The organism is Pseudomonas sp. B21-012, assembly GCF_024749305.1.
Taxonomy (GTDB): Bacteria; Pseudomonadota; Gammaproteobacteria; order Pseudomonadales; family Pseudomonadaceae; genus Aquipseudomonas.
Genome location: NZ_CP087197.1, coordinates 1,820,602 through 1,834,238 on the forward strand (window position 1 = coordinate 1,820,602; position 13,637 = coordinate 1,834,238).

Sequence of the window (13,637 nt, forward strand, 5' to 3'; positions counted from 1 at the left end):
GTGATGTAAGCCTGGGACGGGCCTGCGCCGATATGCTGGCAGCTGGCGGTACTGATTGCGCAGTGGGCCAGCAGCAACAATCCTGTAGCGCCGGCGAGGCGCGCGGGTAGAGAACAAAACATGGGCAGGTCTCGGCGGGTCAAGGGTGGGCTGGGGGTGCGAGGCAAACGGAGTGAATGTGCTGTGGTGCAGCGTTCGCGGCTTTTTTCGCGGCGGCGGGCAGGGCATAGGTAATTCGGCAGTTGCCTGCCAGGCCGCTGTCCCAGCGCACGATCAACTCACCTGCGTCCTGCAGGCCGCGGGCAAACAATTGGCTACCCTGGCCCACCGCGCCCAGCTCGTTACCTTGGCTATCCAGCACTGCGGCGCCAAACGGCAGCGGCTGGCCATCGGCCTGGCGGGCATGGATGACGGCCGAACGTCCGGAGCGGGTCTGGAACACCAGCAACGCAATGGCGCCGGCGCGCGGCACGGTCTGCTGGCTGCTCGATTGCAGTTCGACATCGGTCGATAGGCCCTTGGGGTCAATGGCAACCGTATTGCGTTGGTAAGGCGTAAGGTTCGGGACGACTGCGTAGCCGCTGCTGTCGACTTTCAGCGCGGAAGCCGAAATCACCCGAGCGCCATCGGCATCTTTGGCCTGAATCAACCCGAAGGTCTCACTCAAGGGTTGCGACAAGGTCATGCCATCGGCGTGGGCGACAATGGCGCCGCGCAGGCCGAGCGAGGCTTGTGAGGTATGCCGGCCCTGACTGATCGATGCACTGAGTTCGGCGGCAGAGCCGCGGTACAGTACGTTGCTGCTCAGCGTATGGTTGTTCAGACCATCGGAGCGATCCTGGCTGGCGGTGATGCCATAGTTGACCTGCTGATCGGCACTGAGGGCGCCGGTGAGCGTGGCCTGGGCCCGGCTGTTGCCTCTGCCGTCCCTGGAAATACTGCTGCTGAGGCTACGCGCGCGTTCGCCGCCCAGGGGCAGGGACAAGCTCAGGAAATAGGTGTTGTCGGCGCGCCCGAAGCGGTCACGTTCCCTGGTGCTGCTGAGGGTATAGCCCAGCGTCTTGTAGTGATTGCTGTAGCCGATCGAATAGTTGACGTCGCTGCCGGCATGGTCCCAATAGCTTGATGCCGAAGCACTCAGGTGCAACTGTCCATAGTGCTCGGCCAGCGGTTGCGCCAGCGACAGGGTCGTGCGGTTGCGATGACGCTGGTGGCGCTGATCGCTTGCATCGCGCAGGAACTGGCGGCTCAACTGGGCGTCTTCCAGGCCATAAAAGCCGCGGGTCGAGTAGCGATAGGTCGCCAGAGCGATTTGTGTGTCGGTTTCACTCAGGGTCTTGGCGTAGCTCAGGCGCAGGCTCTGGCCTTGCTGGCTGCCGAGCCCGGGCAGATGGGTGCGGGCCTGGGTGAGGTCGGCGCCGAACGCACCAAGCTCGGTGTTCAGGCTGCCACCGAACAAGGCCGAGCCATACCCTGATGCCAGGGTCATGCCGCTGTAGGTGCTGACCAGGTTGTTCAGGCCATATTGCCAGGTACCTTCGACAAATACCGGGTCACTGTCCAGTGCCTGGTTACGCAGGGTACCCAGGGTTGCACTGAAGCGGCTGGCACCGGCGCGCAAGGATAACGGAACAGCAGCGTAAGGCACGGAGAAGCTATGTTCGCGGCCGTCGGCCTCGGTTACCGTGACCTCCAGATCGCCACCGTAGCCGGTTGCATACAAATCATCGATTTCGAAGGCGCCTGGCGCCACAGTGGTTTCATGCAGGGTCACGCCGCGTTGGCGGACCACCACCCGGGCATTACTGCTGGCAATCCCGCGGACTACGGGGGCATAGCCGCGCTGCGAGGCGGGGAGCATACGATTGTCGCTGGCCAGGCGTATGCCGGTGAAACTCAATGAGTCGAACAGCTCGCCCGAGGTGTAGCTTTCGCCCAGGGTAAGTTGCGAGCGCCAGGGCGTGATATCGCGTTGGGCATAGCTGGCAATGCTCTGATAGCGCTGCTGGCCCTGGTCGCTCCAGTTCAGTGAACCGTCATGACGCAGGCGCCATGGCCCGATGTTGAGCCCGGCGCCCAAGCCCAGGTAGGTCTGGCGCGAATTATCCTGATTGCGGTGCCGGGTGCTGTAGTTGTTGAGGTTGTAATTGAGAAAACCCGCCGTTATGCCCTCATCCCATTGCGCCGGGTCGACTGTTTCACGCGCACTGCGCTTGACCGCGATTTGCGGTACCGACAGGTACAGGCGTTGGCTGGCAAAATCCAGACGGCTGCTGGCATCGTCAAGTGCGCCGTCCAGGGGGATGCAGGTATCGACGGCAAGCAGCTGCTGTTGCGCCTGCGGGCTGAACTTGCTGATATCCAGGCCCAGACGCTCCAGCAAAGCGTTGTCGAAACAGGCCAGGGCTTCTTCTTTACCGGGCCAGGCCTTGAAGCTGAGGTTCATGCGCCCGTGCCAGTTATCGTTGACCAGCACATCCACGCTGTAGGTTCCGGGGCTTGTGATGTTGCGTCGCTGATAGCGCGAGAGGTCCACGGGGGAGGTACTACCGTTGCCCAAAAACGCCGGTTCAAACTCGACAATTGCGGACGAAGGTGTGTCGGCCATGGCCGGTACTTGCCAAAGCAACAGACTGGCCAGGCCAACGGGTAATCGGCTTACTAACGAAGCTGAGCTTTTTCGATACGAGCGAAAGTGCAATAACATTATCGTCATTTTCAGAAGTGCCAATAGTAAACCTGGGCACGCACGAAAACTTCGAGACCGCCCGGAGTGTCAGATAAGGAGTAAGGCTATGGGCTGGGTGTAGTAGCCGTCACTGCACTTAGGGGCGCGCTATTGTTATGGCCTGCGCCATAATCATTAATGCTGGTAAAGTTGATGGTTGCGCTTGGATTAATAGGTGCCGAAGGGCTGAAGTGTGCGAGCGAATAAGGTGCAATATAGCCGGTGCCCAAGGACGTCGACTGGCCGTTGAATTCGACTTTTATTCCCCCGAGATTGACAAAGTAGGCCGTTGGGTTGCGGCCAACCAGCGTGTGCGGCTTGCCGTCCTGGCCAGGCGCTCGGTGCCAGGTTACCAGGGCGGGTGCGTCCTCGGGCTTGCCTGGCAGGCCTTGTGGGCGGTACAGCAGCTTGATGCGGGTACGAAAGGCCAGTTGCAGGACGTTGCTGTCTTTGGCTTTTGGGGGGACTTCTAACATGTTGAACCAGAAGATTGACTCTCGATCACTGGCCATCGGGCTGCCGGTGTGCAACAGGCGAATACTCTGCCCTTGAGCAGGTTCGATGCGGGCCAGCGCCGGCGTTACGGTAAAGGGGACCTGTAGAGTCTCGGGTGCTGCTCGGGAATCGCCATCGTCTACCCAGACCTGAACCAGGCTGGGGTCTTTGCCATTGTTGAGGAGGTTGACGGTAGCCTCGCGCTCTTGTGCCGCAAAGATGATACGGGTGCCGGTAATTACAACGCTGGCATGCGCGGGTGCGCTGGCCGCCAGTAGCGCGAGGGCAGCCAGCAGGAAGGAAGAAAAGCGAGTCATGAAAGCGATATCCGACCTGATTGGGGGTAGCAGACGCGCAAGGCGCGCCTGCTGGTTCATTACGGCAGATTGATCACGTACTGAACGCGGGAGTTGGCGGCACCCGGGGTGACCGCTGCGGCGGAAGCGTAGTACTGGCTGGTGTAGCGCAGGGTCGCAGCGCCATCTACCAGTTCTACGGGGACAGTGTTTTGGCCACCGCTTACCCCGCCGATAATGATCGGAATGCCCGCCTGGTTGAGCAGTTGGTACTGCACGCCAGTTGCGCTGGTAGGACCGGCATCCATGTTCAGTCGGCCGTTCTGCACATTGGCGCCGCCCAGGAACTCGATGTCCACTTCGCCGCTGGTGCCAGCGACACAGTTGGTCAGGGAGATCTCGAAGGGGCGAGGTTGGGCGATACTGCCGACAGTAGTGAATTCGGTGGTATGCGCCGGGCTCATGGCAACAGTGAAGTTCTGGCCGCCAGGGCCGCCGTTGATGGTGCAAGTGGTGCCCGAGATGCTGCCGGTGAAATCGATCAGGCCATCAGTTGCCTGGGCATTGAGGGTGACGCCAGCCAACAGAGGTAAGGACAGGGCAAGAGCGAAAATGCGTTTGTTCATTTTTTTTCCAACTGGATTAATTAAGATTGCGCGTTGATAAGTAAAATGAGGTGTTGCATAGACATATTTACTTGCTTTTGAGCGCCAGGAAATTATGCGGATTATTTGTTTGGCTGGATGTAGGAAGAAGGGTGGTGATGGCGGAGGGAACTTAGCCGGGTATTGTAAGATTGGGTGTTTATAGAAAGGAGTGAGGCAGGAAGTGTTAGAAAGGGGGTGGTATGCTTTATGTGATGTAGGCAATATTGCTGTTAGCGTGAAAGAAACATTAGCTTCTTACGCGGCTAGTCTTAATGTCTGTAAGATTTGACGTTGCCCAGTCAGGCAGGTATAAACCGCCTTCACTTGCATCAAGGCCTTTTCCCATGAGTTTCAGTCCGCTTATCCGACAGCTGATCGACGCGTTGCGCATCTTGCCTGGCGTCGGACAGAAAACCGCCCAGCGCATGGCCTTGCAGCTATTGGAGCGTGATCGCAGTGGCGGTACCCGGCTGGCCCAGGCCTTGAACCAGGCCATGGAAGGGGTGGGGCATTGCCGCCAGTGCCGGACCCTGACCGAGCAGGAGCTGTGCCCGCAGTGTTCCGACACGCGCCGGGACGACACGCTGCTGTGCGTGGTAGAAGGACCGATGGATGTCTATGCCGTCGAGCAGACCGGCTATCGCGGCCGTTACTTCGTGCTCAAAGGGCATTTGTCGCCGCTTGATGGCCTGGGCCCGGAAGCCATCGGCATTCCGCAACTGATGGCGCGGATCGAGGAGCAGGGCAGCTTCACCGAAGTAATCCTGGCCACCAACCCGACGGTGGAAGGTGAAGCGACCGCCCATTACATCGCCCAGTTGCTGGCCGACAAAGGTCTGGTCGCTTCCCGTATCGCCCACGGTGTGCCATTGGGCGGTGAGCTGGAGCTGGTCGACGGCGGCACCCTGGCGCATTCGTTCGCCGGGCGCAAACCGATTTCGCTGTAACCCAGGGTCTTTAATCGCGGGGCAAGCCCGCTCCCACAGAACCTTAGCCTGTGGGAGCGAGCTTGCCCCGCGATGCTGTCAATACTCGCTCAGCGAGAACTCGGTCAGGCAGAAGGTCGGCACACCCACGTCGTTCAGGCGCTGGGAGCCGCCCAGCTCTGGCAGGTCGATGATCGCCGCTGCCTCGAACACCTGCGCACCCATGCGCCGTACCAGCTTGGTGGCGGCCAGCAGGGTGCCACCGGTGGCGATCAGGTCATCAAAAATCAGTACCGAGTCGCCTTCGCAGAGGCTGTCGGCGTGCACTTCGAGGAAGGCTTCGCCGTACTCGGTCTGGTAGCCCTCGGCGAGCACGTCGGCCGGCAGCTTGCCTTGCTTGCGAAACAGGATCAGGGGTTTGTTCAACTGGTGGGCGATGATCGAGCCGATCAGAAAGCCGCGCGCATCCATCGCGCCGATATGGCTGAACTCGGTTTCAACATAGCGTTCGATAAAGGCATCGGCGACATGGCGCAGGCCCCGCGGCGACTGGAACAGCGGGGTGATGTCGCGAAAGATCACGCCCGGCTTGGGGAAGTCCGGTACGGGGCGGATCAGGGCTTTGAGGTCGAAAGTGGCGCTGGGCATGGGCGGGTATCCTGAGAAACGAATGCCCGCCAGTATACCTGTTATCCGCGGGGTCAGCTTTCCAGCGAACCACCGGCCAGGGCGCACAGCTGAATCGGGTCAAGGATATGGATTTCCTTGCCCTCGGCCTGGATCAGGCCGTTCTGCTGAAAGCGCGTGAACACCCGTGAGACGGTCTCGACCGCCAGGCCCAGGTAATTGCCGATTTCGTTGCGTGACATGCTCAGGCGGAACTGGTTGGCCGAGTAACCACGGGCACGGAAGCGTGCCGAGAGGTTGACCAGGAAGGTGGCGATGCGCTCGTCAGCGGTCTTTTTCGACAGCAGCAGCATCATTTGCTGGTCATCGCGGATTTCCCGGCTCATCACCCGCATCAGCTGGCGACGCAGCTGTGGCAGTTGCACCGACAGCTCATCCAGGCGCTCGAAAGGAATCTCGCACACCGAGGTGGTTTCCTGGGCCTGGGCCGACACCGGGTAGGCCTCGGTGTCCATGCCGGACAGGCCGACCAGTTCGCTGGGCAGGTGGAAGCCGGTGATCTGCTCTTCGCCGCTGTCGCTCAGGCTGAAGGTTTTCAGGGCGCCGGAGCGCACCGCATAGACCGAGCCGAAATTGTCGCCCTGGCGGAACAGAAACTCGCCTTTTTTCAGCGGACGCCCGCGTTTGACGATTTCATCCAGTGCATCCATGTCTTCCAAGTTCAATGACAAGGGCAGGCACAGAGGCGCCAGGCTGCAATCCTTGCAATGGGCCTGGTTATGGGGGCGCAGTTTAACTGGCTCGGACATTTCTTCAATCCTTGTGGGAAAGCACACATAAGCCGTAAGGGTAACCCAGGCTAGGGTGTTTCGGCCAGCTTGGACGATTGTGCCGAGGCCAGACGGGACAAGACTGCGACAAAAAACCTCAGATAACCCGGGAGAAACGTTGGCGGTTGTGCAGGTCCAGGTAGGCATCGAAGACCATGCACACCGAGCGCACCAGCAGTCGTCCGGCGGGCAGCACCTTGATGCTGTCGTTGCCTAGTTCGATCAGGCCATCCTTGTGCATGGCCTGCAGGGCGGGCCACTGGTCGTTGAAATAGCCGCGAAAGTCAATGGTGAAATCCCGCTCGATGGTTGCGAAGTCCAGTTCGAAATGGCAGATCAATTGCTGGATCACCGCCCGGCGCACGCGGTCATCCTCGCTGCAGATCAAGCCGCGGCTGGTCGCCAGTTGAGCGGTGGACAAGGTGTCCTGGTAGGTGTTGAGGTCGCTGCTGTTCTGGCAATAGAGGTCGCCGATCTGGCTGATGGCCGATACCCCCAGGCCAATCAGGTCGCAATGCCCGTGGGTGGTGTAGCCCTGGAAGTTGCGCTGCAGGGTCGACTCTTCCTGGGCAATCGCCAGCTCGTCATCGGGCAGGGCGAAGTGGTCCATGCCGATGTACACGTAGCCAGCGGCGGTCAGTTGCTCGATGGTGTTGTGGAGCATTTCCAGTTTTGCCGCCGGGGCCGGCAGCTCGTTGCTGTCGATGCGCCGCTGGGGCATGAAGCGTTCCGGCAGGTGCGCATAGTTGAACACCGAGAGGCGATCGGGCTGCAGTTTGATCACTTCCTCGACGGTGCGGGCAAAACCTTCCGGGGTCTGCTTGGGCAGGCCGTAGATCAGGTCGAGGTTGATCGAGCGAAATTGCAGGGTGCGCGCCGCTTCGATGATCGCCCGGGTCTGCTCCAGGCTCTGCAGGCGGTTGATCGCCCGCTGCACAACCGGGTCGAGGTCCTGCACGCCAAGGCTGACGCGGTTGAAGCCGAGCTCACGGAGCAGGCCCATGGTCGACCAATCGGCCTCGCGCGGGTCGATTTCAATGCCGTAGTCGCCGGAGTCGTCATCCAGCAGGTTGAAATGCTGGCGCAAGTGGGCCATCAGCTGGCGCAGCTCGACGTGGCTGAGGAAGGTCGGGGTGCCGCCGCCAAAGTGCAACTGCTCGACGGTCTGCTTGGGGTCCAGGTGGCAGGCGATCAGCTGGATTTCCTGCTCCAGGCGCTGCAGGTAGGGCGCGGCGCGGCCACGGTCCTTGGTGATGACCTTGTTGCAGGCGCAGTAGTAGCAGATGTTGGCGCAGAACGGCACGTGCACATAGATCGACAGTGGGCGAACGGCACGACGGCTGTCACGCAGGGCGTGCAGCAGGTCGAAGGAGCCGACTTCGCTGTGCAGTTGCACCGCGGTCGGGTAGGAGGTGTAGCGTGGGCCGGCCAGGTCGTAGCGGCGAATCAGGTCGGAGTCCCAACGAAGAACGTCGAGCATGCGGGCAGTCCCCAGAAAGAGCAGCAGTGTCCGGAGTCTAGGGAGTGCCGGGCAAACCCGTGTTGATTTGTATCAACGCCGCTTCAGTGGCCCATCAGCCAGTGCTGGTGTGGCCCTGGCAGGGTCCACAGGCCAAACAGCATCACCAGCACGCCGCCGGCGATACGCACGCCCCGCTGGCGCAGCAGGGCGCTGGTGCGTTCGGCGGCAAGGCCGGTGGCCAGCAGTACCGGCCAGGTGCCCAGGCCGAAGGCCAGCATCAACAGCGCGCTGTCGGCGGCATTGCCCTGGCTCGCGGCCCAGAGCAGGGTGCTGTACACCAGCCCGCACGGCAGCCAGCCCCACAGGGCGCCCAGCAGCAGGGCGCGCGGCAGGCTGGAGACCGGTAGCAGGCGGTTGGCCAGCGGCTGTATATGCCGCCACAGGCCCCGGCCCAGGCCCTCGATACGGGTCAGGCCGCTCCACCAGCCGGCCAGGTACAGGCCCATGCTGATCAGCAGCAGCGCCGCCAGTACGCGCATGGCGGTCGCCACCGGGCTGTTGGCCACCGCCCAGCCGGCCAGGCCGAGCAGCAGGCCGGCCAGGGCATAACTGAGGATGCGCCCCAGGTTGTAGGCCAGCAACAGGCGAAAGCGGCGGCTGCGTTGCTCCTTGGGAATGGCCAGGGTCAGCGCGCCCATCAGGCCGCCGCACATGCCCAGGCAATGGCCACCACCGAGCAGGCCGAGAATCAACGCCGAGCTGAGCAGGGGCAGAAGTTCAGTCACGGCGCGGGGTACCGTCGTCGGGTTTCTTGCCGTCGGCCTCGTCCATGGCTGCCTGGTGCTGCGGGTCCTGGTCGTCGAAGAGGATGCTGTGGGCCGGGCCGTCGAGGTCGTCGTACTGGCCGCTGTCCACCGCCCAGAAGAAGATGTAGATGGCGATGGCGACGATCAGCAGGGCCGCCGGGATCATGATGTAAAGCGCGGGCATGGGGGCTCCTGGTCAGGCCGTCGCGGGATGCGTGGCAGTGGCTGGCGCATGGCTGGCCGGCAGGCCGCTGACGCGGGTCAGGCGCAGGGCATTGAGGACCACGATCAGCGAACTGACCGACATGCCGACCGCCGCCCAGATTGGCGTGATCCAGCCCAGTGCGGCGAACGGCAGCATGACGCCATTATACGCCGAGGCCCACAGCAGGTTCTCGATAATGATCCGCCGGGTGCGCCGGGCCAGGCTGAAGGCCTGGACCAGGGCGTCCAGGCGGTTGGACAGCAGCACGGCGTCGGCGCTGGTCTTGGCCAGGTCGGTGGCCGAGCCCATGGCGATGCTGATGTCGGCCGCCGCCAGGATTGGCACATCGTTGACCCCGTCGCCGAGCATCAACACCTTGCGCCCTTGCTGCTGCAGGGCCTTGAGTTGCTCCAGCTTGTCGTCCGGGCGCAGGCTGCCAATGGCCTGGTCGATCTGCAGTTCGGCGGCCACGCTGTGGACCATCGGCGAGCTGTCGCCAGACAGCAGCAGGGTCTGCCAGCCACGGGCGCGGCAGGCCGCCAGCAGGTCGGCGGCATCGCTGCGCAGGCGGTCGTCGAGGACGAACCAGGCCAGCGGGCCTTGCTGGTCACCGAGCAACAGCCATTGCCCGGCTTCGTCTGGCATCGCCGGTGTGGGGGCGCCGCTGAGGGCGCAGACAAAGCCGGCTTCGCCGATGCGCAGCACGTGCTCGCCTACCTTGCCTTCAAGACCCAGCCCGGGCATTGCCTGAACTTCGTCGGCAGCCTGGCTGGCGCGGCCAAAGGCGCGGGCGATGGGGTGCTCGGAGCGGTTTTCGAGGGCGGCGGCGAGCATCAGGCAACGATCGGCGTCGGTGTCGCGCAAGGGGCGGATTGCGCGCAGGGTCAGGCGGCCTTCGGTGAGGGTGCCGGTCTTGTCGAAGATTACCGTGTCGATCTGGTTCAGGCCTTCCAGCACGTGGCCGCGGGTCAGCAGCAGGCCGAGCTTGTGCAGGGTGCCGGTGGCGGCGGTCAGCGCGGTCGGGGTGGCCAGCGACAGGGCGCAGGGGCAGGTAGCGACCAGCATGGCCAGGACGATCCAGAACGCCCGCGACGGGTCGATCTGCCACCACAGCAGGCCGATGGCGGCCGAGGCGATCAGGGTAAACAACAAGAACCACTGCGAGGCGCGGTCGGCGATTTCCGCCAGGCGCGGTTTTTCCGACTGTGCCCGCTCCAGCAGGCGCACGATCGCCGACAGCCGGGTGTCCTGGCCCAGAGCCTGGACCTCGACGGTCAGCGCGCTCTCGACGTTGAGGGTACCGGCGGTGACTGCGTCGCCAGCGCTGCGTGGTTGCGGCAGGTACTCGCCGGTAAGCAGCGACTCGTCGATGCTCGACTGGCCACTGACGATGCGCCCGTCGGCGGGGATCACGTGGCCTGGTTGGATCAATACGCAGTCTTTGAGGCGCAGTTCGCTGAGCAGGATCCGCTCGCTCTGCCCGGCCGCGCCCAGGCGCAGGCACGAGGCCGGCAGCAGGTTGACCAGTTGCGCGGTGGCGGCGGCGGTGCGCTCGCGGGCGCGGCGTTCAAGGTAGCGCCCGGCCAACAGGAACAGGGCAAACATCCCCACGGCGTCGAAGTACAGCTCGCCGCTGCCGGTGATTGCGGTCCAGATCCCGGCACCGTAGGCCAGGCCGATGGCCAGCGATACCGAGACGTCCATGGTCAGGTGGCGGGTACGCAGGTCGCGGGCGGCGCCGCGAAAGAACGGTGCGCAACTGTAGAACACGATCGGCGTGGTAAGGAACATCGCCACCCAGCGCAGGATGGTGTGCAGCTCCGGGCTCAGGTCGATGTTGAACTCCGGCCAGGTGGCCATGGTTGCCATCATCGCCTGGAACCACAGCAGCCCGGCCACGCCCAGTTGGCGCAGGGCGGTGCGGTTCTCGCTGGCCAGTTGTTCGGCGGCGCGGTCGGCCTGGTAGGGGTGGGCGGCGTAGCCGATGTGGCGCAGCTCGGCGAGCAGCTTGGACAGCGGCAACGCACTGTCGGCCCAGCTCACCTGCAGGCGGTGGTTGGACAGGTTCAAACGCGCCTCGGCCACCGCCGGCAGGTTGCGCAGGTGCTTTTCGATCAGCCAGCCGCAAGCGGCGCAACTGATGCCTTCGATCAGCAGGGTGGTTTCGGCCAGCTCGCCGCTGTGGCGCACGAAGGGCTTTTGCACATCGGCGCGGTCGTACAGGGCCAGTTCGTCGACCAGTTGCTGGGGCAGGGCATCGGGGTTGGCGCTGGCTTCACTGCGGTGCTGGTAATAGCTTTCCAGGTTGCCGGCGACGATGGCTTCGGCCACCGCCTGGCAGCCCGGACAGCAAAACGCCCGCGGCTGGCCAAGCACCACGGCGGTGAAGTGGCTGCCGGCGGGCACGGGCAGGGCGCAGTGGTAGCAGGGCGTGGGGCTGGTCATGGTGTCAGTCGCAAGGTGTGGTGTTGGGCTGATCGCGGGTCAAGCCCGCTCCCACAGGGATTCATTGCACCTGTGGGAGCGGGCTTGCCCCGCGATCAGCAACGACTCATTTCTCGAGGTGTTCAGCCCCTTGCAGCGCCTCGTCACCGAGTACCAGGGTCTTGTCGTGAGCGACTTCTTCTTCCTCGAACAGGCGCCAGACATGCGCGTCCTGGCTGCCCAGCAGCTCGACGAAACGCCGGCCCTCGACCTTGTCGCCAAGCTGGCCGAGGTAGCGGCCGGCTTCGCTGTCGCTGCGGGTCAGCATGATCTTGCGGTCCTTCTCCGGCTGGGTCGGCGAAATGAGGTTCAGCTCCAGGGTTTGCGGCTGGCTGTTGCCGGTCAGGCGCAGGTCGACTTCACCGGTCAGCGCGTCCAGGTGCACGCTGGCCTTGAGGTTGAGGGTCTGGGCCAGCAGCTCGCGGTCCAGCGAGCGGTTGATGCCTTTGCCGGCCTCGTAGTAGTTGTCGTTGACCAGGTTGTCCGGGTTGTTCACCGCGATGGTCACCATGGTCAGGCTGAGGGTCACCGAGGTGGCCAATACACCGATGATGATCCACGGCCAGAGGTGCTTGTACCAGGGGCTTGCGGCAGTTGCAGAAGGCATGGGCTCAGTCTCTTATCGAATTTGCGGGCCGATGAAGCGGCTCTTGGCTTCAACCTGGGTGGCGCTGTCGTCAGCGTCCTTGAGGGTGAAGATGACTTCGTTGGTGGTCGACGGCAGTTGCTCCGGGGCCATCGACAGTTGTACCGGCAGGCTGACGATATCGCCGGCCGCGACGCGGATTTCCCGTGCGCCCTCAAGCTTGAGGTCAGGCAGGCCGCCGGCTTCGAGCACGTAGACGTGGTCGCGCTGGTCCTTGTTCATGACCTTCAGGCTGTAGACGTTCTCGATCCGCCCCTGGGCGTTCTCGCGGTACAGCACGCGGTCTTTGCTGACGTCGAAACCGACCAGCGGACGCATGACGAACGCGGTAGTGAGCAGGCCGATCATGGTCAACAGCACCACGGCATAACCGATCAGGCGCGGGCGCACCATGTGGGTCTTCTGCCCCGACAGGTTGTGCTCGGTGGTGTAGCTGATCAGGCCTTTGGGGTAGTTCATCTTGTCCATGATGGTGTCGCAGGCGTCGATGCAGGCGGCGCAGCCGATGCACTCGATCTGCAGGCCGTCACGGATGTCGATGCCGGTCGGGCACACCTGTACACACATGGTGCAGTCGATGCAGTCGCCCAGGCCCTTGGCCTTGTAGTCCAGGTCTTTTTTACGCGGGCCACGGGTTTCGCCGCGGCGCGGGTCGTAGGAAACGATCAGGGTGTCTTTGTCGAACATCACGCTCTGGAAGCGTGCATACGGGCACATGTACACGCACACTTGCTCGCGCAGCCAGCCGGCGTTGCCGTAGGTGGCCAGGGTGAAGAAGCCGACCCAGAAATAGGCCCAGCCGTCGGCCTGGCCGGTAAAGAACTCAATCACCAGCTCGCGGATCGGCGAGAAGTAGCCGACGAAAGTCATGCCGGTGACAAAGCCGATGCTCAGCCACAGGCTGTGCTTGGCCAGCTTGCGCAGGAATTTGTTGCCGCTCATTGGCGCCTTGTCGAGCTTCATGCGCTGGTTGCGGTCACCTTCGGTGACTTTCTCGCACCACATGAAGATCCAGGTCCACACGCTTTGCGGGCAGGTGTAGCCGCACCAGACGCGGCCGGCGTAAACGGTGATGAAGAACAGGCCGAAGGCGGCGACGATCAGCAGGCCCGAGAGCAGGATGAAGTCCTGAGGCCAGATGGTGGTGCCGAAAATGTAGAACTTGCGCTCCGGCAGGTTCCACCAGACGGCCTGGTGGCCACCCCAGTTCAGCCATACCGTACCAAAGTACAGCAGGAACAGGACGGCGCCGCCGACCATGCGCAAGTTGCGGAACACGCCGGTGAAGGCGCGGGTGTAGATTTTTTCTCGGGAGGCGTAGAGATCGACGCTGCTGGTGTCTTTACTGGCAGGCGGGGTGACGTCATGTACCGGAATCTGCTTGCTCATCATTGAGTCCCACGGCAGTGGAGAAGTGCCGCGGCCAGTACCTGCCGGCCGCAGTCGAAAGCTTGCTGCTCTAGGGCGCATGATACGCCTGTCCTG

At 63.0% G+C, this 13,637-nt stretch carries 12 protein-coding genes; 1 reads left to right on the forward strand and 11 read right to left on the reverse strand.

Annotated features, from left to right (window positions below):
- Window positions 1-139: 139 nt before the first annotated feature.
- From LOY37_RS08400 to LOY37_RS08410, 3 genes are all read right to left on the reverse strand, one after another.
- The gene (locus LOY37_RS08400; RefSeq protein ID WP_258716633.1) at window positions 140-2,608 is read right to left on the reverse strand and encodes a fimbria/pilus outer membrane usher protein; all 2,469 of its coding nucleotides are present in this window, start codon (window positions 2,606-2,608) and stop codon (window positions 140-142) included.
- 185 nt (window positions 2,609-2,793) lie between these two features.
- On the reverse strand, window positions 2,794-3,540 hold the full coding sequence (locus LOY37_RS08405) for a fimbria/pilus periplasmic chaperone (RefSeq protein ID WP_045200572.1): 747 nt from the start codon (window positions 3,538-3,540) through the stop codon (window positions 2,794-2,796).
- Window positions 3,541-3,599: 59 nt separating this feature from the next.
- A complete protein-coding gene (locus LOY37_RS08410; RefSeq protein ID WP_258716634.1) occupies window positions 3,600-4,145 on the reverse strand; it encodes a fimbrial protein in 546 nt (181 codons plus the stop codon).
- A 365-nt stretch (window positions 4,146-4,510) separates the two neighbouring features.
- On the opposite strand from LOY37_RS08410, the gene recR reads away from it, so the two are divergent.
- Window positions 4,511-5,113, forward strand: coding sequence for a recombination mediator RecR (gene recR, locus LOY37_RS08415; protein ID WP_045200459.1), 603 nt, complete (start codon window positions 4,511-4,513; stop codon window positions 5,111-5,113).
- Between the two features lie 78 nt (window positions 5,114-5,191).
- On the opposite strand, the gene LOY37_RS08420 is transcribed toward recR, so the two are convergent.
- The 8 genes from LOY37_RS08420 to ccoG form a co-directional block, all read right to left on the reverse strand.
- Window positions 5,192-5,740, reverse strand: coding sequence for an adenine phosphoribosyltransferase (locus LOY37_RS08420; protein ID WP_258610142.1), 549 nt, complete (start codon window positions 5,738-5,740; stop codon window positions 5,192-5,194).
- A gap of 53 nt (window positions 5,741-5,793) precedes the next feature.
- Window positions 5,794-6,528, reverse strand: coding sequence for a Crp/Fnr family transcriptional regulator FnrA (gene fnrA / locus LOY37_RS08425; RefSeq protein ID WP_010226003.1), 735 nt, complete (start codon window positions 6,526-6,528; stop codon window positions 5,794-5,796).
- Window positions 6,529-6,646: 118 nt separating this feature from the next.
- Window positions 6,647-8,029 (reverse strand): oxygen-independent coproporphyrinogen III oxidase, encoded by a 1,383-nt coding sequence (gene hemN, locus LOY37_RS08430; RefSeq protein WP_258716635.1) that lies wholly within the window; start codon window positions 8,027-8,029, stop codon window positions 6,647-6,649.
- An 83-nt stretch (window positions 8,030-8,112) separates the two neighbouring features.
- Window positions 8,113-8,796, reverse strand: coding sequence for a sulfite exporter TauE/SafE family protein (locus LOY37_RS08435; protein ID WP_093385427.1), 684 nt, complete (start codon window positions 8,794-8,796; stop codon window positions 8,113-8,115).
- Window positions 8,789-9,001 (reverse strand): cbb3-type cytochrome oxidase assembly protein CcoS, encoded by a 213-nt coding sequence (gene ccoS / locus LOY37_RS08440; RefSeq protein WP_093385423.1) that lies wholly within the window; start codon window positions 8,999-9,001, stop codon window positions 8,789-8,791. Before ccoS ends, LOY37_RS08435 begins: the two co-directional genes overlap by 8 nt.
- A gap of 12 nt (window positions 9,002-9,013) precedes the next feature.
- A complete protein-coding gene (locus LOY37_RS08445; RefSeq protein WP_093385420.1) occupies window positions 9,014-11,467 on the reverse strand; it encodes a heavy metal translocating P-type ATPase in 2,454 nt (817 codons plus the stop codon).
- 106 nt (window positions 11,468-11,573) lie between these two features.
- Window positions 11,574-12,113 (reverse strand): FixH family protein, encoded by a 540-nt coding sequence (locus tag LOY37_RS08450; protein ID WP_045200468.1) that lies wholly within the window; start codon window positions 12,111-12,113, stop codon window positions 11,574-11,576.
- A 12-nt stretch (window positions 12,114-12,125) separates the two neighbouring features.
- The gene (ccoG, locus tag LOY37_RS08455; protein WP_045200470.1) at window positions 12,126-13,541 is read right to left on the reverse strand and encodes a cytochrome c oxidase accessory protein CcoG; all 1,416 of its coding nucleotides are present in this window, start codon (window positions 13,539-13,541) and stop codon (window positions 12,126-12,128) included.
- Between the last annotated feature and the right edge of the window lie 96 nt (window positions 13,542-13,637).

Excerpts from the sequence above, each read along its gene's own strand:
- LOY37_RS08400 (WP_258716633.1), bottom strand. The coding sequence starts at position 2,608 with ATGGCCGACACACCTTCGTCCGCAATTGTCGAGTTTGAACCGGCGTTT.
- LOY37_RS08405 (WP_045200572.1), bottom strand. The coding sequence starts at position 3,540 with ATGACTCGCTTTTCTTCCTTCCTGCTGGCTGCCCTCGCGCTACTGGCG.
- LOY37_RS08410 (WP_258716634.1), bottom strand. The coding sequence starts at position 4,145 with ATGAACAAACGCATTTTCGCTCTTGCCCTGTCCTTACCTCTGTTGGCT.
- recR (WP_045200459.1), top strand. The coding sequence starts at position 4,511 with ATGAGTTTCAGTCCGCTTATCCGACAGCTGATCGACGCGTTGCGCATC.
- LOY37_RS08420 (WP_258610142.1), bottom strand. The coding sequence starts at position 5,740 with ATGCCCAGCGCCACTTTCGACCTCAAAGCCCTGATCCGCCCCGTACCG.
- fnrA (WP_010226003.1), bottom strand. The coding sequence starts at position 6,528 with ATGTCCGAGCCAGTTAAACTGCGCCCCCATAACCAGGCCCATTGCAAG.
- hemN (WP_258716635.1), bottom strand. The coding sequence starts at position 8,029 with ATGCTCGACGTTCTTCGTTGGGACTCCGACCTGATTCGCCGCTACGAC.
- ccoS (WP_093385423.1), bottom strand. The coding sequence starts at position 9,001 with ATGCCCGCGCTTTACATCATGATCCCGGCGGCCCTGCTGATCGTCGCC.
- LOY37_RS08445 (WP_093385420.1), bottom strand. The coding sequence starts at position 11,467 with ATGACCAGCCCCACGCCCTGCTACCACTGCGCCCTGCCCGTGCCCGCC.
- LOY37_RS08450 (WP_045200468.1), bottom strand. The coding sequence starts at position 12,113 with ATGCCTTCTGCAACTGCCGCAAGCCCCTGGTACAAGCACCTCTGGCCG.
- ccoG (WP_045200470.1), bottom strand. The coding sequence starts at position 13,541 with ATGAGCAAGCAGATTCCGGTACATGACGTCACCCCGCCTGCCAGTAAA.